Genomic DNA, 21060 nt, shown 5'->3' with positions numbered 1-21060 from the left:
TTTGTTATATCGGCTTCTCTGTTATTTATAGCAGAGAAGCTTTAATGCATGTAAAAATAATAAATCAGAAGTGAGGTAAATATTGCCTATTGGCTGATCTTTCGGGTGGTGTAGTATTTATTTCTTGAGTAGCACGCTATTTTAATTGGCTTTGTATGTGTTTTCGATCTAATCATTAATAGCCAGCAGCAGAAGGTAATAAAAATAGCAGCTAATAAAAATGCCAGTCAGAGTAAACCGACTGGCATCTCCCATCGCATCAGCGATGCTTTCTCATTTTCGGCGTCCCGAAATATCGATATCGCAGATTAAACGCGAACGAAATCGATATGAGTCAGTTTTGGTTTGAAAGCGTGACGCTGAACAGCCTGAACCTGAACTTTAACTTCTTTACCATCGATAACCAAAGAGATTGGCTCGTTGTAAAAACCTGGTTTGACTTCCATGTTTTTAGTGGTGTCATGGTCCAGAGCGATAGAAACCGCTGCTTCCTCGCCACCGTAAACGATAGCTGGGAATTTATTTGCTGCACGCAGGCGGCGGCTCGCACCCTTACCCTGGTCGTTACGTACTTCTGCATTGATAGTGATCATTTTGTTTTCTCTTAAAAGAAAATTTACCCTGCTACAGGCGACCCAGCAACAGGTTCGATAGTCGGCTTACTTTGGGCGAACCCAGAGTAAAGCGGGCGGCATTCTAGCGAAATATCGACCAGACAGCAAACAAAACCGCAAATAACTCAGGGCAGAAAGGCGCTAGCCAAGGGCGTTTGCCAGGCGAAAACGCCCCTGATAATCAAAAACCTTTTCGCGAATTTGCCACCCTTGGCCCCGTTTCCGGGCAACGACAAAATCGGGGTGACGCAGAAGCGCCTGCTGGGCGATCACGTCCGTCGCCGTTTGCCATTTTAAGGGGATTCCCGGCGCGCGTTGATGGGGACGCAGAAATATTTGCTCAAAGGCCATACGCTGTGCGGACGTGGTGAGGCGAAAGCGTTCGCTGGTACTGGTGCCGTCTTCATCGTAATAAGTGATTTTCAGCCATTCTCCTTTGGCATCCTTGCCTGATTCCAGCGCCATTCCTCCACAGCGCAGAACCAGTGCATCTTTCAGTCTTAGCGCGGCTTTGAGCATATCATCGGGATCGACCAGCACTTCCTGGCACTGATGACAGCGTCGGGCGGCAATGTCATTTTCTGCTCCGCAATGTGGACAGCTTTTAAACCGGAAACGATAGTCACATTGAGCGCGCTGGCCTTCATCATCTTCAAACCAGCCCTGACAGCGGCGGCCATAGTGTTCGATAATATCGCCGGATTCAGTGCATTTCCCCCAAAATACATTGGCAAAACCGCAGTCTGGGCAAAAGACCTGTACCGGCTGGCTGTCGCCATGAGGTTTACTGGTACCCACTTCGGGAGTGAACAGATCGTGTGGATTACCGGCGTAGTCGAGAATCAAGCAGTCTTCCTTTCCCGGTGATAATCGTAACCCGCGGCCGACGATTTGCTGATACAGGCTGACGGATTCGGTTGGGCGCAGAATGGCGATCAAATCCACGTGGGGCGCGTCAAAACCGGTAGTCAGTACCGCCACATTCACCAGATAACGTAATTCTTGTTGTTTAAACGCATTAATTAACGCGTCGCGTTCGGCGGCGGGGGTGACGGCGCTAATCAATGCCGCCTGTCCCGCGGGGAGCAGCCCGTACACCTCTTTAGCGTGCTCTACCGTAGCGGCAAAAATCATCACGCCTTTGCGAGTGGCTCCATATTCGACGATTTGGCTGACAATATGCGGCGTAATACGGCTTTGCTGTTTGATTTCCCGATCCAGGTCTTCCTCGCGAAACAGACCCTTGCTATTACTGGTCAGACGGCTGAAATCATACTGCACCACCGGCATATCCAGCCGTTCTGGCGGTACCAGGAAACCGTTTTTGATCATGTAGCGCAGGGGCAATTCATAGATGCAATCGCGGAATAAACTATTTTCATCACCACGGGTAATGCCGTGATAGTGGAATTGATAAATCCAGCCTTTGCCCAGACGATAGGGCGTTGCGGTCAAACCCAGTAAGCGAAGCTTCGGATTGTTTTTCCGTAAATGCTGAATGATTTGCTGATATTGGCTGTCGTCTTCATCGCTGATTCGATGGCATTCATCAATGATTAACAGGGAAAAGGCACTATCGAATAGTGAGAGATTACGTGCTACGGACTGCACGCTGCCAAAGACGACTTTGCCTTCGCTTTGTCGTTGCTGTAAACCTGCGGCAAAAATATCGGCATCCAGACCGTAAGCACAATATTTAGCGTGGTTTTGTGCCACTAGCTCTTTAACGTGGGCCAGAACCAATACTCGCCCGCGAGCCAGTTTAGCCAGCTCGGCAATGACCAAACTTTTACCCGCGCCGGTGGGCAGCACAATCAGAGCCGGTTCCGGGTGGCGGCGAAAGTGAGCAATAGTGGCGTCAACCGCTTCTTGCTGATAGGGGCGGAGTGTAAAAGCCATTGCTTAGGCTACCCCAAGCGGAACGGTGGTCATTTGCAACATATCCTTAAGGTTTTTAGCGAAATCTATCCGGTTAAACTCGACATTATTTTCTATTATTATGCCTATTCGGTGCCATAGGTGCGAGAACCTCTCGGTCGGGTGTAACTGTTCCTAGGATGATAGGACAACCCCCGTTATACTGATGTGTCTCATAGGCAGCAAATGATGTTCCTCCTACACGATTTTTACTGCTTCATTTAATTTCCAGCGTTGCTACTCCTCAAAGTGGCAAGGCAACGTGTTGATTAGCAACACGACCAGACAAACAGGCAAAGTAGATTCAATGCGATTGGACAAGTTTTTATCTCAGCAATTAGGGGTTAGCCGTGCGTTGGTTGCGCGCGAGCTACGGGCAAAACGTGTGACCGTGGACGGCGAAATCGTCAAAACCGGCGCGATGAAGCTGACGCCAGAACAGGAAGTGATGTTTGATGGCAATCTGCTGCAACAGCAGGTGGGGCCGCGTTACTTTATGCTGAATAAGCCTCAGGGCTATGTCTGCTCCACCGACGATCCCGATCATCCAACCGTGCTGTATTTCCTCGATGAGCCGGTGGCCTATAAATTGCATGCGGCGGGGCGTTTGGATATCGACACCACCGGTTTGGTTTTGATGACTGACGATGGTCAATGGTCACATAGAATTACCTCACCAAAGCACCACTGCGAGAAAACCTATCTGGTGACGCTGGAGCATCCGGTGGCTGAAGATACCGCCGAGCAGTTTGCCGTGGGCGTACAATTGCATAACGAGGCTACCTTGACCAAACCGGCGCAGCTGGAAGTGATAGAGCCGCAATTGGTTCGTTTAACGATCAGTGAAGGGCGTTACCATCAGGTAAAACGCATGTTTGGTGCGGTAGGTAATCGCGTAGCCGCGTTACACCGCGAACGTATTGGTGCCATTGTGATGGATGAAGATCTGGCACCCGGCGAATACCGCCCGTTGACTGAAGAAGAAATTGCCAGCGTTGGCGCTCCGCATCTGAGTTAACAGCGCCATCGTTTATCAAAGCGATTATGTGTGAACCTAAGAGGGAATCCCTTGATTTTAGGGATTCCCAACGTCTCGGGCGTTGCCAAAACGAACCATTTCCCCCGCCATCGTGGTACGACTGCTCTGTTCGATCTGAATAATTTATTTGGAACGAACGGCTGTTGAAGGAGTTGCAAAGCGTGCAAGAAAAACGAACATCTCATATTGGTTTGATCTTAATTCTGGGTTTGCTTTCCATGCTGATGCCGTTGGCCATCGATATGTACTTGCCCAGTATGCCGATTATCGCCAGAGAGTTTGGCGTGGAGGATGGTCGCGTACAAATGACGCTGAGCGCTTATGTGCTCGGGTTTGCTATTGGTCAAATGTTCTATGGCCCGATGGCAGACAGTATTGGCCGTAAGCCGGTTATCCTGTGGGGAACGGTAATTTTTGCTCTGGCAGGCGTAGCCTGCGCCATGGCGCAATCGGTAGAGCAACTGGTCAATATGCGCTTCCTGCACGGTTTATCCGCCGCTGCGGCCAGTGTCGTGATCAACGCATTGATGCGAGATATGTTCACGAAAGATGAATTCTCTAGAATGATGTCATTTGTGGTGTTGGTGATGACCATCGCGCCGCTATTGGCACCAATTATTGGTGGCGCTTTGCTGGTGTGGTTTAGCTGGCACGCCATTTTCTGGAGTATGGCCGGCGCAGCGCTGGTTGGTGCGGTGCTGGTAGCGTTCTTTATTAAAGAAACGCTACCGCGAGAACGGCGACAAAAGTTCCACCTTCGCACCACAATTGGCAACTTTGGTTCACTGTTCCGTCATAAACGCGTACTGAGCTATATGCTGGCCAGCGGATTTTCCTTCGCCGGTATGTTCTCTTTCCTCAGCGCCGGGCCTTTTGTTTACATTGATCTTAACGGTGTGTCCCCGCAGAACTTCGGTTATTACTTTGCGCTGAATATTGTCTTTCTATTCCTGATGACGTTGATCAATAGCCGAAATGTGCGGCGCGTCGGAGCCATTAAGATGTTCCGTTTCGGCCTGTTTGTGCAGTTGGTTATGGGCATCGGTTTAGTGGCCGTGTCAGCTTTGGGACTGGGATTCTGGGCGCTGGTGTTGTGCGTGGCAGCCTACGTGGGCTGTATCGCAATGATTACATCCAACGCCATGGCGGTCATTCTGGATGATTTCCCGCACATGGCAGGGACGGCTTCATCTCTGGCTGGCACCTTGCGTTTTGGTATCGGCGCGTTGGTCGGAACCATTTTGTCATTGGCTCCTTCCCGCAGTGCCTGGCCAATGGTTAGCTCAATGGCTTTCTGTATCATTGCGGCAGTATTCTTCTATCTGTACGCCAGTCGTCCGGGCAAAAAGGCGGCCTGATTTGGTTTATCACGCTGCCGGTTGTTTCGCCGGCAGCGCAATGACCCACTTTACCTCAATGATTTTTCCCCGCTCGGCTTTCCCTTTTTTGTTCTTCTGCACCAAATATTTATTTTACTGATAATTTTATATATTCAATCACCTTCTGAAATGACCCAATCAGAAATAAGGTGATATTAGTAAGCGCGCTTATTATCATGTTGATTACTTGTTAATGTTGGCTTGAAATAAGTTAAAATAAGGAAAATAACATTTCGAAGAATATGCGGTTTTCGCGATTATTTTCCATGCATTAAATCCTCACTTAATAATATATTTATCAATGAGATGTCGGTGTTTTCTTCCTGGTTTTCGGCGGGGAGGTGTTCCTTATTTGTAAAATATTAACGAAAAGTAGGTAACCGACTTGCAAGAAAAATGGTTGAGAAGACATGCGGAAAGGTATACATATAACGAAAAAATGAGATCTAAATCTCAAACTCGCTTTTTGGGTTAGTGTAGGGAAGCGGGAAAGACGTCAGAAATGGCCAAATAAATAACCTTGTTAGTGATAGGTTTATGTATTGTTATAAATTTACACTTTGATGAGGTTCTAATCAGGCATAATGGCGCTTTAGCGGCTATAACTTAGTTAGCATGTGACTTTGTTGTGCTTTTGTAATAGTTATTGTTAATTTTTTACTAGGAAAGACGCGTGAATAATATTCAACTTTCGGTGGTTCATCGCCTGCCGCAAAGTTACCGCTGGCTGTCAGGCTTTACCGGTGTCAAGGTTGAACCGATTCCGCTAGCGACGATAGATGAAAAGAACAACCTGATGGGGTTGAAATTACTGAGTCATGACGGTAGCGCCGCCAGGCAGGTAATGCAGCGCCTGCACCTTTCGTTGCAAGAAATTCAGGTTGATTCTGCTATTGTCGAATGGGAAGGGGAGCCTTGCCTGTTTGTACACTGTCATGATGAAAGCGCCGCTATGTGCCGCTTGAAAAATGTCGGTGTTGCCATCGCAGAAAAAATGACAGCTCTCTATCCTTTCTAATCCTCCGCGGCAGAACTGTCTCTGAGAAACTTTTGCATGCTCAAGGTTCCTGCGGCTTTTAATCGGCTAGTTGCAATAACTGTCGGGTATAAGGCTGCGCCGGTGCGGTGAGTACCCGTTGGCAATCCCCTTGTTCTATCACTTCTCCCTGTTTCAGTACGATCAGCTGGTGGCACAGTGATTTCACTACCTGCAAATCGTGGCTGATAAACAGATAGCTTAATTGATACCGTTGCTGAAGCGATTTGAGTAGCGCCAGAATCTGTGCCTGCACCGATTTATCCAGCGATGAGGTTGGTTCATCGAGAATCAATAGCTGAGGCTGCAATATCAGCGCTCTGGCAATGGCAATGCGTTGACGTTGCCCGCCGGAAAACTCAGTGGGATAGCGGTGGCGAGTGGCCGGGTCTAATCCCACTTCTTCCATGGCGGCAATCACACGCTGTTCCCGCTCGGCGGCGCTGAGCTTCTGATGAACCTCCAGCCCTTCAGCGATAATTTGCCAGACCGCCAGACGGGGATTGAGCGCCGAGTAAGGATCCTGAAATACCACCTGAATACGGCTGCGGAAAGGCAGCATCTGCTTGTTATTAAAGCTATGTAGTGGTTGACCGTCGAAACAGATCTCCCCGCTGGACGGTAATAAACGCAGCAATGCCAGCCCAGTGGTGCTTTTTCCCGATCCTGACTCGCCGACCAAACCGAGACTTTCCCCCGGACGTAAATCAAAGCTGATACCTTTCACCGCGTAGTGATGGCCAACCGTTCGACGCAGTAACCCTTTTTTGATAGGAAAACCTACCTGAAGATTTTTGACGCGCAGCAGAGGCGCTGCCATCGGCGGTAGCGGTATTGGCTCGCCTTGAGGCTCGGCGTCGAGCAATTGCCGTGTGTATGGGTGCTGAGGGTGACTAAACAGCGTCTGGCGGTCACTCAGCTCCACTCTGCGCCCTTCGCGCATCACCGCCACGTTATCGGCCAGACGGCGCACGATATTCAGGTTATGAGTGATAAACAGCAAACTCATTCCCATTTCTTGCTTTAACTCTTTCAGCAAACTTAAAATCTGCGCCTGTACCGACACGTCGAGGGCGGTAGTGGGTTCATCAGCAATCAACAGCTTAGGCTGGGTGAGTACCGCCATAGCGATCATCACTCGTTGCTGTTCGCCCCCGGAAAGTTGATGAGGGAAATCTCCGAGCCGCCCTTTGGCATGGCGAATACCGACGCGATCCAGACAGCTGATAATCTCTGCACGCGCGCTTTCCCGCCCCATTCCGCGGTGGAGGGACAACACTTCCGCCAGCTGTTTTTCGATAGTATGCAGCGGATTCAGCGAGACCATGGGTTCCTGAAAAATCATAGCGATCTGGTTACCGCGAATTTTGCGCAGCGTATTTTCATCGGCATGGAGCAGCGATTGACCGGAAAATAGAATGTCTCCGCTCGGATAAACCACCGGCGGTGAAGGTAGTAAACGAAGTACCGACAGGGCGGTGACGCTCTTGCCCGATCCGGATTCGCCGACCAGTGCCAGAGTTTCACCAGCTTCTACCTGCAGGGAAAGCTGGCTGACAACCTGACGTTCCTGTTGGTTCTGGCGGAAAGCAATACTGAGATCCTGAATATCCAGCAGAGGAGTCGCCATATCAATACGCCTTACTTGGGTCGAAAGCGTCACGCACCGCTTCGCCGATGAAAATTAATAGGGAAAGCAGCATCGCCAACGCGATAAATGCGGTTAATCCTAACCAAGGGGCTTGCAGATTGTTTTTCCCTTCCAACAAGAGCCCTCCCAACGATGGTGAGCCGATCGGCAGGCCAAATCCGAGAAAATCCAGTGAGGTTAGCGTGGTAATAGACCCACAAAGAATAAACGGCAGGAATGTCAGAGTTGCTACCATCGCATTTGGTAGCATATGGCGCGACATAATCACCCGATCGCGCACGCCCATCGCGCGGGCTGCCCGAATATAATCGTAGTTGCGGGCACGTAAAAACTCGGCGCGCACCACGCCAACCAGCGCCATCCAGCCGAATAAAACGGTAATCGCCAGCAGCCACCAGAAATTGGGTTGAATAATGCTGGACAGCAAAATCACTAAAAATAACGTTGGCATACCTGACCAAACTTCAATAAATCGTTGCCCCCATAAATCGATTTTTCCACCGTAATAGCCCTGCACCGCCCCGACGCAAATGCCTATCACGCTGGAAAATAGCGTCAGGGTTATGCCAAACAGCATGGAAATACGAAAGCCATAGATAACCTTAGCCAATACGTCACCGCCGTTGCTGTCCGTGCCTAATAAATTGTGGCGATCGGGCGGAGAAGGGAAGGGAACCTGCGTGGAGAAGTTTATGGTGTTATTACCAAAGCGAATCGGCGCCCATATTGCCCAGCCGTGGTCTTCGATACGGCCTATTACGTAAGGGTCTTGATAGTCGGCGGCGGTAGTCAGAATACCGCCAAAGGCGGTTTCATCGTAGTTCACCATAAAGGGCATATAGAGTTTGCCCTGATAGCTGACCAGCAGGGGCTTATCGTTAGCAATAAGTTCTGCGAATAAACTGATGATAAACAGCGTCAAAAAAATCCACAGTGACCAATAACCGCGTCGGTTGTGTTTGAAACGCGCCCAACGGGCACGATTGATGGCGCTGAGTGGTTTCATTGGCGGCCCTCGAAATCAATGCGTGGGTCAACCAGCGTGTACGTAATGTCACTGATAATATTCAGTAATAAGCCAATTAGCGTGAAAATATACAGAGTGCCAAACATGACCGGATAATCTCGTTGTAGCGTGGCGTCGTAGCCCAGTAGGCCCAGACCATTCAGAGAAAACATCACTTCTATCAATAGTGAACCGGTGAAGAACATACTGATAAAGGTGGCGGGGAAACCGGCGATAACTAATAACATCGCATTGCGGAACACGTGACGATACAGAATTTTATCTTCGCTCAAACCTTTGGCGCGAGCGGTTACCACGTACTGCTTTCGAATTTCATCCAGAAAGGAATTCTTGGTCAACATGGTCAGAGTCGCAAAGCCGCCGATCACGGTAGCCAGCACCGGCAGTGTGATATGCCACAGATAATCAGTAATCTTCCCGTACCAGGGGAGGGTATCAAAATTACTGGATACCAGGCCGCGCAGCGGGAACCAATCGAAATAACTACCGCCGGCAAATACCACGATCAGCAAAATAGCGAACAGGAAGGAGGGAATGGCATAACCGATAATAATTAGCGTGCTGCTCCAAGTATCGAAGGCCGATCCGCTGCGCACCGCTTTTTTAATTCCCAACGGAATGGATACCAGGTAAATAATCAGGGTGCTCCATAACCCCAGGGTTATCGACACTGGCAGGCTGCTTTTTATCAACCCCATCACGGTTTCGCCGCGAAACAGGCTGTCGCCAAAATCAAAGCGGGCATAGCGCCAGAGCATATCGAAATAACGTTCATGCAGAGGCTTATCGAAACCGAAGCGCTGTTTAATTTCCGCTATGACTTCTGGGTCGAGTCCGCGTGAGCCGCGATATTGTCCTTCCCCTAATGGCCCGGCGTTCACGCCGACTTTCGCGCCGCCCAGATTCCCGTCTGAAGCACTGTTCAAACCGCTGTGCTGGCCAAATTCGATATTAGCTATGGCCTGATCCACCGGCCCGCCGGGAGCGATTTGCACAATAAAGAAATTGATAGTGATGATCGCCCACAGCGTTGGGATAACCAATAATAAACGACGTAATAAATAAGCGCCCATATGTTGCTCCTTAGCGCCGTTCAGCCGGCAAATGAGCCGCTTTATTTACGTCGAACCACCAGCTATCAAAGCCCAGAGAATAGGTTGGGCGCACCGCAGGCATAGAGAATTTATCCCAATAAGCAAAACGGGTGTGATTGGAATACCACATAGGAATCATAAAGTTATTCCATGTCAGCACTCGATCCAGCGCGCGACCAAGGGAGAGTAGGGCCTCCGGTTGCCCCTGATGGCTAATAATTTGCTGAATCAGAGAATCAATAGCCGGATCGCTGACGCCCGGACGGTTATACGTAGAATCAATATATTCTGAGCTCCAATATAGCCGCAGATAAGTGCTTGGGTAAGTGAAGGCGGGATAAACCGCCGGGAGCATATCGAAATCGCGGCTGCGCAGGCGGCTAAGGTACTGTGAACTATCTACCTCGCGAATATTCATGGTGATGCCCAAACGTTGCAGGTTATGTTTGAACGGCAGCACGTATTGGAAATTGCTGCCGCTGAGTAACAGCATTTCGAAGACAAAAGGTTGCCCCGTTTTGCTATTAACCAACCGCTGGTTTTTCACTTCCCAGCCGGCTTGCTGCAAGAGTTCGCGCGCTTTCAGCAGGTTATCCCGATCGTTGCCACTACCGTCGCTGGAAGGTGGTTGATAGATTTTGCTGAAAACTTCGTCGGGTATCTTGCCTTTTAGCGGTGCTAGCCAGGCTAATTCCGCGCTATCGGGATAACCGGTAGCCGCATAGTCGGTATTTTGGAAAAAACTGTTGGTGCGTTGGTAACTGTTGAAATAGAAAGCTTTATTCATCCAGTCGAAATCAAAGGCTAGGGTGAGCGCCTGACGTACGCGCCGATCGCTAAATAGCGGACGTTGGATATTAAAAGCCATCCAACGGGTATTTTGTGCCGATTTATCCTCTAAATCCTGCTTAATGATGTAGTTTTTGGCGAAATTGCTACCAACATACTGCGATGCCCAGCTTTTGGGCGACGTTTCTTCCCGCAGGTCAAAGGCACCGGATTTAAAGGCTTCCAGTGCGACTTTATCGTCTAAATAATAATCGTAACGGATGGAGTCAAAATTATACATTCCGCGATTGACGGGCAAATTGGCCGCCCAATAGTCGCGCACTCGTTGATAGGTAATATATTGGCCAATGCGGTAATCGCCAATGCGGTAAGGGCCGCTGCCTAGCGGCGGCTTGCTTAACGGCTCTCCCAGTTTACGGTTCTGCCAGTCGTGCGCGGGTAAAACCGGCAGCCCCAACATACTCAGCAACTTATCTTTACCCGGCTCTGGGAACTCAATGCGCACCGTCAGGCGGGAAATGGCTTTAACCTTCACGTCTTTATAAGCGATGCGAAATTGAGGAACGCCTTCGGTCATTAACTTATTAAAGGTAAATTCGACGTCGTTGGCGGTAATAGGAACATTGTCGTGGAAGCGAGCGTGAGGGTTGATATCAATTTCGACCCAGCGCATATCCGCAGGGTAGCGAGCAGATTCGGCAATCAGCGGATAATAGCTGCCGATTTCATCGTCAGAACTGGTAAACAGGCTATCGTACAGGCGTTCAAAGCCAACCGCAGGCACGCCGCGTAGGGCAAAGCGGTTAAAGTTATCAAAGGTGCCAATGGCGGACAGCGTAATATTGCCGCCTTTGGGTGCCGCCGGATTAACATAATCAAAATGAGTGAAATCAGCGGAATATTTTGGCTCGCCCAAAATTGAGAATGCCACGCCTTCGTTTAGCGTTTCTGCATGCAATCCTAGACTGAAAGTAGCAAATATTAGTGCGGTGAATGCCCGTAATAGCATGATAACGGTGAACCCCTGCGACAAACCTACATAGCAACTGTTTCAAGTAAAACTACCAGCTGTCCGGGTACGAAGGCAAACATTAAAGAAATTTGTTTTCATTACAAAACTTCAGCAATTTCTCCAGCGTTAACGGCCTGCTGAGTAAATAACCTTGCAGGAAGTGAACGCCGTGAGCAATCAGATATTGTGCCTGTTGCTCGGTCTCAATTCCTTCGGCCACGGTTTCAATTTTCAAATTCTTCGCCAGTATCAATACGGAGTCTAAAACGGGTGCGGTAAGGGTTTCAAATCCGATATTATTGATAAATGCCCGATCGATCTTAATATAGTCTAGCGTGAAGCGTTCCAGATAAATTAGCGCGCTGTGTCCGGTACCAAAATCATCTACGGCAATTTTCACGCCGTGCTCACGCAGCCAGGCGAATTGGGAAATAGCTTGTTCTTCTTCTACCATCCCACGTTCGGTTATTTCAAATATAGGGTCGAAGGTATCTAAGGGTAACCGCGCTAACAAACTTAAAACATCCTCACGGAATGTCGGCTCACCTAAATGAAGTGGTGAAATATTAAACGCCAGTTTGGTGCCGGTGGGAATGGAACCAACCATTCTGGCCGCATCCGCAATAATTAAATCAAACAAATGCTGGGTTAGTTGTTGTATCAAACCCTGAGCTTCGACAACGGGAATAAACAAATCCGGCGGAATACGACCCTCAGTCGGGTGCTCCCAACGCACCAGCGCTTCCAGCCCGGACATTTTACGGCTGGTTGCTTCGAATACCGGTTGATATTCGATAAAGAATTCACCGCGCTTCATACCGCGCAGAATCTCGGCCTCGGGGTTTTGGCGGTTGGACATAATGTAATAGGCAGAAATTCCGACAAAGGCGGCCAATAATAATCCGCCAAGTAAAATTATCCGAATATCACTGGCTGTGAAATTGACGCTATACAATAGTAACTTGATGGGATAACCCGGAATCTGGATCTCGCGAGAGGCTGTGTCGGGCAGTTGTTCAATTGGAATGACTTTGGCATTAAAGGTTGTCACGGCCTGGTTGCCAATAACAATCGCCATACCGTTGACGCCCTTATCATTAAAGTTAAGCAATAAATAAGGACGCAGGTTTAACTCTAAAGTTGTCAATACGCCGGTATTTCCGCGGCCAGGCTGACGTAGCCAAACGGCGACCGCCGGTTTATCTGGCAGAATAGGCGTACCCTGCTGAAGCTTGAAATCCAGAGTCTGGTATAAATTAAGTTTTGGGTAAATAGCGTTACTGCTGACATGCATTTCGCCGGTAGCCGATGAGCAATAAGTGAAACCATTTCGTACCAGTAAGAATGTCCGCACGCCGTTCGTAAACGCTGCCTTATATTGCAGTGCAGGCTCCGCTAACTTGCAGGATTTCTCCGTTAATGGAATCAGCTGAGACATGGTGGTGGTTAAGTCATTTAAGAAATGCGAGGAGTAAGCGACTATTTGCTCGCTCTGGGCAGATAATCTTTTCTCACTGTTACGATAAAGAAAAGACAGAGTAACGGTAACAAAACAAATAAAGAATATCAGAGAAATAGTGGCACTTTTTTTAATCAGGCGGCGCGGGGATACAATATTGCGAAAGAACGCATTTTTTGAACCCATGATAACGCGACTCCCTGACCCGATGAAAAAAGTAATTATAAGTATAAATATCTTAGCGGTGAAGCGCTACTGGTTTGGTATTAGCCTCGATGCTTCAGAGCTGATATTAGACTAATAAATAAAATTTAATATTTTAAACTGACTTAATGGCAAAAATGTATTAAATAGACTTAATAATGTCTAACTTTAATTATTAATATGATTTTTACCTAAGCTAAGTTGGAACAATATGCTGCGGTTGGTTTAATCAACATCAAACAAGGAAACAGAGTAAGCCTTAGCTGTTTCTCGTCGGCGATTCTACAAGAGAATGAGGGATTGTGAACCCCATTGAGCAGAAAAAGGACGTTTCCTACAGCATAAGGGAACTAATCTGAAGGCGTTGCAGGTTCAACAGCAAAAAACGCTGCGACAAGGGCAGCGTTTTATCACTTCGTTTGGCATTTCTGAGCAAGCAGGGAACTGTCTCAATTAGCTTTGCGTGCGGTTACTCAGTACGCGGCGGCCATCTTGATAACGCTTATTCCAGTAAGTATCGGTCAGGTTCGAAATTGTCACACCGACACTGGTCGAAGCGTGGACAAATTTATCGTTACCCAGATAAATACCTACATGGCGTCCTGTCGAACCTGCGCGGAACAGCACAAGATCACCGGGGCGCAGTTTTGTACGCTGGATTTTTTTACCAATATCCTGCTGCTCTGAGGTTGAGCGCGGTAAATCCATGCCAAATTGTTCGCGGAAAGTCAGTTGTACAAAAGCGGAACAATCAATACCGCGTTTGCTGCTGCCGCCTAAGCGATAGCGAACCCCTTTCCAACCTGCGTACTGTTCTAAAATCTTTGACTTGATGTCAACGTTGCGAACCATCGCTTCGAATTCATCCTGAGAGGCTTGCAGTAAAAGACCGTTTTTATCATTAACTGCACGCATCTCAGTTTGCGTATTTTGTAGATTCGAAGCGTTGTTCGAGCTACACGCGGATAACATGACCGCGGCAGCTACTGCAGGTATTAACCGCAGAATGTATCTCATAATAGGTTGAGACTTGACCATTGTTATTGTTTTCCCTTGCTGTCCTTACGACGGATATCGCCACTAAAAAATGCCAAACGAAGTGAGACTAGGGTTCACACATCGATCAGACAATAACTTAAACGAATAAATGTGCAGAGACGCACAATTTTTATTGGATTAAGCGCAAAATGCTGATATTCGAGCGCAAACTTTTTCGAGGTTACCGGATTGACTTATAAAAGGCGAGTATTTTTGCACAGATTCTTATAAGAAATCCTGATGTAACATAATGTTATATTTTATTCCTTACTCGATTAGCAATCAGATACATCAAAAACCAGTTTAACTTATTGTTTTAAAGGTAAATAACTGGCTTATCATTGCTCTCCTCGTCATGACGAACTTTTGTACACTAATATAGCTCTCTAAAAATTATGCATGAATATGTACCAAAACAATTTGGGCAAGGGAAAAGTAAATCATGACCAGCAAGGCATTTAACTTGTAAACAAAAGCAGGTCTTTTTGGGAGTATTCCTAATTTATTGCCTCTGGAGGTATCTGACGAATCTTCTATTTGCGCATTGCGTGCATTGTTTATTCTGATATGGGTAACCTGATATAGATAAATAGCGCTGAGTATCCTTGGAAGGATATGTGCGTTCTAATGGCTAATTAGGCTGTCAGTAAAAGTGTAATGTGATTTGTGTCACCCTTTTAGGGTTTAATAACCACTTAATCAACTTCAGTCATAACCGTGGTTATCTGCGCAGGTTGCAGTTTTTCTATCACCTTGTTTCAGCGCTCAACGATTTAATATTTGGAATATGATAACGAACATATTGGTTTATCTTTAAGGCGATCGATGCGATTTTCGTCGAAATAGCGGTTCTAAAATAGAAGAAATTTTTAATTCGACTCCTTTCTAACTTTGTTGTTCTTTGCACTGCTCTACCAAATAAAAAATGTACCGTTGAGCTGGGGAAATGTCTTGCGGTTTGGGTGTGACTCGCAGTGAATTTGTCACCAACGCTGGTAGCCATGGTGGGGAAGATACTTTGGTCAAGGTGATTAATTTTTTCGGAAAGAATCAATCCATTAATTAACCAACCGAGAGCCGTATGCTGTCACATAATCAAACCTTAAAACGTCAAGATGATCTCCATAAATTGCTGAAGGATCACTACTCGTTATTTATTCAAGGGATTAGCGAGACACGGCACATTTCTCCTCGTACAGTGCGACGGAATATCCGCTCCCTGGTCATAAAGTATCCGAACATTAACAGGTTCTATGGTCGGGTTGCTATAGATGCATGTGTCCCTGGAAGATTTTCCTCAGAGTCAAATCATCCTTATTAGGGGAAATATAGGGAATAGCTGCGAGTTTACCTATGGGGAAGAAACCATCTGGTAAATTGGCCGCTATAAGTTTGATGTGTCTTTTATTTCAAACGAGCACTTTGACTTGGTACACGGAGTTTCCGTGCCCCGTCTTGATAACGTAAGAATGAAGCAGCAGCTAATGCTTTGTTCAGAAAAAAGTTATTTGATTGCAGAAGGGATTAAGTTCAATAAGTTCTCATTCCATAAGGTTGCCGATTTGACGCAGTTTGACGGCGTGATAACCGATGGCGCTATTCCAAAAAAGACGATTGATATGTCGATCAGCAAAAATACGGAAATAGATTTAATCGAGATCTAACGGGGAGCGGCGACTCCCCGTGGCGTGGAAATACGTATCAGAGCCGTGGACGCTGTGCGCTCGGCAGACGTTGATTTATCCAGTCAATGATTCGATCGCTGGCTGGCGTGAGTAATATCCAACTGGCACCGACCAATACAACGGAAAGCGCGCCGACGGCAATATCAGTAAACCAATGGGCGCCGATCATTATTCTTGGCAGAGAGAACACGATGGCGATAATCAACGCAATGGCAAAAGCCCCGCGTGAGAAATAGCGCAGCATGAAGCAGGCGAATATGATTAACATCATGCCATGGTCGCCGGGGAAGCTATCGCTGGAGGCGTCTTTGGTTGGGATACCAATAAGCTCGCTAACGCGGTTGATATTCTCAAATACCAGCGTCGGGCTTGGGCGTTTAACCGGTAATAAATGTCCGAGCTGGTTAAGAAATACGGCCGTCAGTAACATCACAAAACCCATTACGATTAAACGACGGCGTCCTGCCGGATTTTCTTTTAAGAAAAAATACATGTACAGCGTGCCCATGCACAGCAGAGAAATAACGTCGAAGGCACGGTTATTGGTTACCGCCACCACATGTAGGAAGGTTGGGCTGGAAAGCAGGCGCTCATTGAAGTAATGGAAAATGGCGGAATCGGGGCCGAACCACCAACCATGATTTTCAGGTAAGTACCAGGATAGGAACAGGGCTATACCCAATAGGTTGAGCATCAAGATTGTCGGTAAATTGCGGCGGGTCATGCGAAGGCCTATATATAATTAGATGTTTAAAACAGTAACGCAGATAAAAATACGTCGGGCATTATACCTACTTATGTAAACGAATATTCAACAAATTGCCCTGTAGCTTATTCCAGTCGTTGTCTCCGGAAGAAATCACTTCAATTCGACTGTCTGGCGGCGGAGTGGGGCGGGTCTCAATTTGTAAATCATTTCCCTGCCGATTAACCACCAACGCGCCTTCGGGAATACGCATCACGCCTTTAACACGTTCTACCGGACTCAAACGAACCCATTCAAGCAACGGCACGGTGTCAAATATCGCCTCGCTGTTAAATACCCAACCGCAGCTAGTATAACCTTGCCCCTGGTTAAGCGCTCTGCGCCAGGGTTCGCTACCGTTCAGGTTTAATGCAGCCAGGCCTTTTTTTGGGGATGATTCTCCGTGATGATGGCGTGCATCCGGCAGTTGGGTCTTATTGGTATGCAGAATATCCAATACGGAAATAGCTATTTTTCCCGAATCAGAGAAATATAGCGGACGCTGCGAATTCTGAGCTTGCTGCCATTTTGCCAATGCCTGACGGTCGGTATCGATATAAGTATCTTGCTTACTGGCAATAATGACATCCGCTGCGGCTAGCTGGTCGCGGAAATTCTCGTTTTCAGTGTAGCGTTCATCATGTAATTGGCGGGCATCCAGCAGGCACAGCGTGGCGCTAAGACTAATCCAGGGCTGATAAATATCGGCGGTTAACAGAGACAAAATTTGCTTTGGATGACCCAAACCGGTGGGTTCGATTAATAACCGATCCGGTTTGGCCTGCTGTAGCAGCATATTCAATCCCACTTGCATAGGTAAACCATTCACGCAGCACATACAGCCGCCGGGGATTTCTTTTAGTATCGCGCCACTATCGGATAATAACGCGCCATCGATGCCAATTTCTCCAAACTCATTAACTAGCACCGCCCATTTTTCATGTTCGGGTTTTTGCGCCAATAACTGGCGAATCAGGGTGGTTTTACCGCTGCCAAGAAAACCGGTAATCAGATTGGTTTTTGTCACCACATGCTCCCAGTAAAAAAACGTTGCGTTAAGCATACCGAAAAATAAAGGCAGCGGAACTGTCACATCATGCGCTTAAAAATATAATTTATTAAGTAGCTTAATAATCAATCAGTTATTAAGACAACTCTTAATGCAGAGCCTGAATAGGCTAACGACTGACGTTGATAATTTAACTATTTTAATGGGTTATGCGCCGATTAAGGTAGTAAATAATGCCTTATCAACACCATTGTTTTGAGCGAAATCCTCTACTCTTTAATTGAGTCTTAGCGGATTTTGAGGTGAACATGGGTCAATATCGAGTACTCAGCGTCGCACTGGTTTTATTTTCATGGACCGCATTGGCTTATGGCACAGCCACCAGCGGTATCGTTCGCTTTACTGGCTCCATTGTAGATGCACCCTGCCAGATTGATTTATCTGCACAAACTCTGGCAACCCGATGTTATAGCAACGGAAAAAACCTTTCTCAACGTCAAGTTATCACGACGGGCATGAACACAACTTCCAACTTACCGGGGAATCTGGGCACTTCAGAAGTTCAATGGCTGAATAAAGAACGCAATCTGGCTATTGTCACCATTAATTATCGCTGAAAGAATAGCTATTGCTAAAAGAACAGTCGTAGCTAAAAGAATAATTATCTCTGACAAACCAACGCTTATCCATTCAACGCTAGCAGCCCGATTTAATTAAATCGGGCGAATCTGTAGCATAATTCTTTGCCTTTCTGTGAGCCTCTGCGCAGCTCTGCCGATTTTTCTGTCGGACCAGATGTTATACTTCCAGTCACATATAGGGATATTATCGGTTAAACCCACCTTTTTGGTCAGGCCAATTCAGCTTGGTACTGTTAAACAGGCTAGATTCAGGTAATAAAATAATGCGTTTATACCAAGAAGTCGGCGGGAAACTGCGCGATGCACTGAATGCGGGTGAATATATCGCAGGCGATCGCCTACCGCCAGAGCGAGATATTGCAGAAACATTTCAGGTCAGCCGCAGTGTGGTGCGGGAAGCGCTCATTATGCTTGAGCTGGAACAACGGGTGGAAGTCCGGAAAGGCTCGGGCGTGTATGTGCTTAGCAAACCAGAAAAAAATGCTGATGATGAGCAGCTCGAAATTATTGATAGCGGGTATGGACCGTTTGAATTGCTACAGGCCAGGCAACTGCTGGAAAGTGAAGTTGCCGCTTTTGCTGCATTGCAGGCCACCAAGGCCGATATTCTCAAAATGCGGCAGGCGATAGAGCAGGAAAGGCTGTCGCTAGAAGCCGGACAAATAGATGAAAGTGCCGATGAGCTTTTTCATAATCTTCTGGCGCAATCGACACAAAATAGCGTATTGGCCAGTATGGTGCGGGAAGCTTGGCAGGCGAGGGATACCAGCGTGATGTGGCAGGGCGTTCACCTGCACGTTGCCGATTTCAGCTACCGTTGGCAATGGCTGGAGGATCATCAAAAGATCTTGCAAGCGGTGTTACGGCGGGACAGCAAGGCGGCCAAACAGGCTATGTGGCAGCATTTGGAAAACGTGAAGAATATTTTGTTAGAAATTTCCGATTCCGATCATCCTGATTTTGACGGTTTTTTGTTTGAATCGGTGCCAACATTATCAGATAACGGATAAATAACGGGCAGGGATAAGTTGGGGATAGATGGTGTGAATAAAATTAATAGCGCGGCTAAACAATAGCGGCTAAACAATAAATGGGAATGCTTTGCGACAATGCCACTGATCGCCTTAGACGGCCAGTGGCATTGGATTGATCAGGCTTTCTCTAACAGGACGCGCACCGTTTCTTTGGCGCCATTTTGTTGTAACTGAACATAAGCCTGAGTGACGGCAGCGACAAATTCAGCCCGCTGCGGCAGCTCTTCGCCGAAGATGCTTTTTAGTGCCAGCAAAGCCTGCACTCGTTCTGCGCCGTCTCTGGTTTCCGCGACGCAGGCTTTAAAACTTTCCAGCATTGGATCGCGAATATCAATTTCCTGACCTGCATCGTCAATACCGCCGACATAACGCATCCAGCCTGCAATGCCCAGCGCCAGACAGGCGTAAGGTCCGCCGTTTTTCAGATGCCAACGCACGGAATCCAGCATTCGCTGCGGCAGTTTTTGGCTGCCGTCCATCGCGATTTGCCAGGTGCGGTGTTTCAGCGAAGGATTGCGGTAACGTTCGATAAGGCTATCTGCATATGCACCTAGATCGGTATTTTCGACGCTAAGCGTTGGTGCCTGTTCTGCCATCATCAACTGACGAGCGGCACGCACATAGTTGGCATCGGTCATACAATCGCTAATATGTTGATAACCCGCCAGATAACCTAAGTAAGCCAAGAAAGAATGGCTGCCGTTCAGCATGCGCAATTTCATTTCTTCAAAGGGCAGTACATCAGCCACTAACTGAGCGCCGACGGCCTGCCAGTTTGGGTGTCCGGCAACAAATTTATCTTCGATAACCCATTGAATAAATGGCTCGCAGGCTATGCCGCAGGGATCGGCTACGCCCAGTTCGGCGGCGATTTCATGCAGCGTTTCATTGGTTGCGGCCGGTACGATGCGATCCACCATGGTATTGGGGAAAGTGACGTTCTGGCGGATCCATTCGGCCAGTTCCGGATCGCGAACGGCGGCGAGGCTCAGTACCGTACTGCGAGCCACATCGCCATTTTCTGGAATGTTATCGCAAGAAAGTACGGTGAAAGGCGGCAAACCGCGTAAACGACGCAGGCGCAGCGCTTCAACCAGCACGCCGGGTGCAGAGGTTGGCGCTTCCGGTACGGCCAGATCGGCCTGAACCATCGGATGATTGAGATCTAACTGACCGCTGCCGGGTTCAATGCAGTAGCCTTTTTCAGTGATAGTCAGGGAGACAATGGCGACCTGGGGTTCAGCCAATTTATCCAACACCGCCATGATACCGTCTAAACGGGCATGCAGAGATTCGCGTACTGCGCCAACCACTATGGCCTGATTGCCTTCGGCACCTTTTTCCAGCACGGAATACAGATGGTCTTGCTTACGTAAGTCCTGAATCAGGGTATCCCCGCCGAACAGACTGACTTCACAAATCCCCCAGTCACCGCCCAGCTGATTCAGCACCCGATCGGTCAATAACGCCTGATGAGCGCGATGGAAGGCACCGAAACCCAGGTGAACGATACGGCTTTTCAACTGGCTACGATCGTAAGTCGGAAGGCGGACGGCGCCGGGAAGCGGGCTATTGGCAAGGGTCTTCATACATAAGCTCCAGAATGGTTTACCTTCCCAAATGTTCGCCTGAGCGTCTGGGAACCGGTATCAAATATAGGCAAGCTGGAAAGGTGTTGGACCAGTTT

Annotated in this window: 18 protein-coding genes; 7 read left to right on the top strand and 11 right to left on the bottom strand. The window is 47.9% G+C overall.

The genetic code is table 11. The features are described from left to right. Positions 1–308 precede the first annotated feature (308 nt). A complete protein-coding gene (rplY, locus tag DBA33_RS09200) occupies positions 309–593 on the bottom strand; it encodes a 50S ribosomal protein L25 (protein ID WP_064517383.1) in 285 nt (94 codons plus the stop codon). A 162-nt stretch (positions 594–755) separates the two neighbouring features. Continuing rightward, on the bottom strand, positions 756–2513 hold the full coding sequence (locus DBA33_RS09195) for a DEAD/DEAH box helicase (RefSeq protein ID WP_064517386.1): 1758 nt from the start codon (positions 2511–2513) through the stop codon (positions 756–758). A 325-nt stretch (positions 2514–2838) separates the two neighbouring features. On the opposite strand from DBA33_RS09195, the gene rsuA reads away from it, so the two are divergent. The 3 genes from rsuA to DBA33_RS09180 all read left to right on the top strand — a co-directional run bounded on the left by rsuA (position 2839) and on the right by DBA33_RS09180 (position 5967). Continuing rightward, entirely contained in the window at positions 2839–3549 is a 711-nt protein-coding gene (gene rsuA / locus DBA33_RS09190; protein ID WP_064517389.1) for a 16S rRNA pseudouridine(516) synthase RsuA, read from the top strand. A 182-nt stretch (positions 3550–3731) separates the two neighbouring features. Beyond that, positions 3732–4928, top strand: a complete 1197-nt coding sequence (locus DBA33_RS09185; RefSeq protein ID WP_064517392.1) for a Bcr/CflA family multidrug efflux MFS transporter — start codon at positions 3732–3734, stop codon at positions 4926–4928. Between the two features lie 694 nt (positions 4929–5622). Continuing rightward, complete coding sequence (locus tag DBA33_RS09180; protein WP_064517396.1) at positions 5623–5967, top strand: YejG family protein; 345 nt, start codon at positions 5623–5625, stop codon at positions 5965–5967. A 58-nt stretch (positions 5968–6025) separates the two neighbouring features. On the opposite strand, the gene yejF is transcribed toward DBA33_RS09180, so the two are convergent. The 6 genes from yejF to mepS form a co-directional block, all read right to left on the bottom strand. Then, on the bottom strand, positions 6026–7615 hold the full coding sequence (gene yejF / locus DBA33_RS09175) for a microcin C ABC transporter ATP-binding protein YejF (protein ID WP_120806296.1): 1590 nt from the start codon (positions 7613–7615) through the stop codon (positions 6026–6028). Between the two features lies 1 nt (position 7616). After that, entirely contained in the window at positions 7617–8642 is a 1026-nt protein-coding gene (locus DBA33_RS09170; RefSeq protein ID WP_064517402.1) for a microcin C ABC transporter permease, read from the bottom strand. Further along, entirely contained in the window at positions 8639–9736 is a 1098-nt protein-coding gene (locus DBA33_RS09165; protein WP_064517405.1) for a microcin C ABC transporter permease YejB, read from the bottom strand. The genes DBA33_RS09170 and DBA33_RS09165 overlap by 4 nt, the downstream gene beginning before the upstream one ends. 10 nt (positions 9737–9746) lie before the next feature. Next, the gene (locus DBA33_RS09160; RefSeq protein WP_120806295.1) at positions 9747–11555 is read right to left on the bottom strand and encodes an extracellular solute-binding protein; all 1809 of its coding nucleotides are present in this window, start codon (positions 11553–11555) and stop codon (positions 9747–9749) included. Between the two features lie 82 nt (positions 11556–11637). Next, positions 11638–13203, bottom strand: coding sequence for a cyclic di-GMP phosphodiesterase (locus DBA33_RS09155; protein ID WP_120806293.1), 1566 nt, complete (start codon positions 13201–13203; stop codon positions 11638–11640). 471 nt (positions 13204–13674) lie between these two features. Then, positions 13675–14259: a bifunctional murein DD-endopeptidase/murein LD-carboxypeptidase gene (gene mepS, locus DBA33_RS09150; protein ID WP_064517412.1), complete on the bottom strand. Its 585-nt coding sequence runs from the start codon at positions 14257–14259 to the stop codon at positions 13675–13677. Between the two features lie 1081 nt (positions 14260–15340). On the opposite strand from mepS, the gene DBA33_RS20930 reads away from it, so the two are divergent. Next, positions 15341–15580 carry a DeoR family transcriptional regulator gene (locus DBA33_RS20930; protein ID WP_071925609.1) on the top strand — a complete coding sequence of 80 codons (240 nt, stop codon included), beginning with the start codon at positions 15341–15343 and terminating at the stop codon, positions 15578–15580. Between the two features lie 76 nt (positions 15581–15656). Next, on the top strand, positions 15657–15923 hold the full coding sequence (locus DBA33_RS20925) for a DeoR/GlpR family DNA-binding transcription regulator (protein ID WP_071925610.1): 267 nt from the start codon (positions 15657–15659) through the stop codon (positions 15921–15923). A gap of 37 nt (positions 15924–15960) precedes the next feature. Here the strand turns inward: DBA33_RS20925 and DBA33_RS09140 are convergent, their stop codons facing one another. Beyond that, positions 15961–16668 (bottom strand): phosphatase PAP2 family protein, encoded by a 708-nt coding sequence (locus DBA33_RS09140; RefSeq protein WP_064517417.1) that lies wholly within the window; start codon positions 16666–16668, stop codon positions 15961–15963. 67 nt (positions 16669–16735) lie between these two features. Next, positions 16736–17716, bottom strand: a complete 981-nt coding sequence (locus tag DBA33_RS09135) for a GTP-binding protein (RefSeq protein WP_064518523.1) — start codon at positions 17714–17716, stop codon at positions 16736–16738. Positions 17717–18006: 290 nt separating this feature from the next. Here DBA33_RS09135 and DBA33_RS09130 point away from each other — a divergent pair, with 290 nt between their 5' ends. Continuing rightward, positions 18007–18315, top strand: coding sequence for a hypothetical protein (locus DBA33_RS09130; RefSeq protein ID WP_120806291.1), 309 nt, complete (start codon positions 18007–18009; stop codon positions 18313–18315). A gap of 287 nt (positions 18316–18602) precedes the next feature. After that, a complete protein-coding gene (locus DBA33_RS09125; protein ID WP_120806290.1) occupies positions 18603–19349 on the top strand; it encodes an FCD domain-containing protein in 747 nt (248 codons plus the stop codon). A gap of 140 nt (positions 19350–19489) precedes the next feature. On the opposite strand, the gene DBA33_RS09120 is transcribed toward DBA33_RS09125, so the two are convergent. Then, positions 19490–20962 (bottom strand): fructuronate reductase, encoded by a 1473-nt coding sequence (locus DBA33_RS09120; protein WP_064517425.1) that lies wholly within the window; start codon positions 20960–20962, stop codon positions 19490–19492. Positions 20963–21060: the final 98 nt, after the last annotated feature.

The organism is Yersinia sp. IP36721 (assembly GCF_003634395.1).
Lineage (GTDB): Bacteria > Pseudomonadota > Gammaproteobacteria > Enterobacterales > Enterobacteriaceae > Yersinia > Yersinia entomophaga.
Note: the sequence above shows the minus strand (reverse complement) of the source record. Positions and strands in the feature narration are given on the sequence as shown.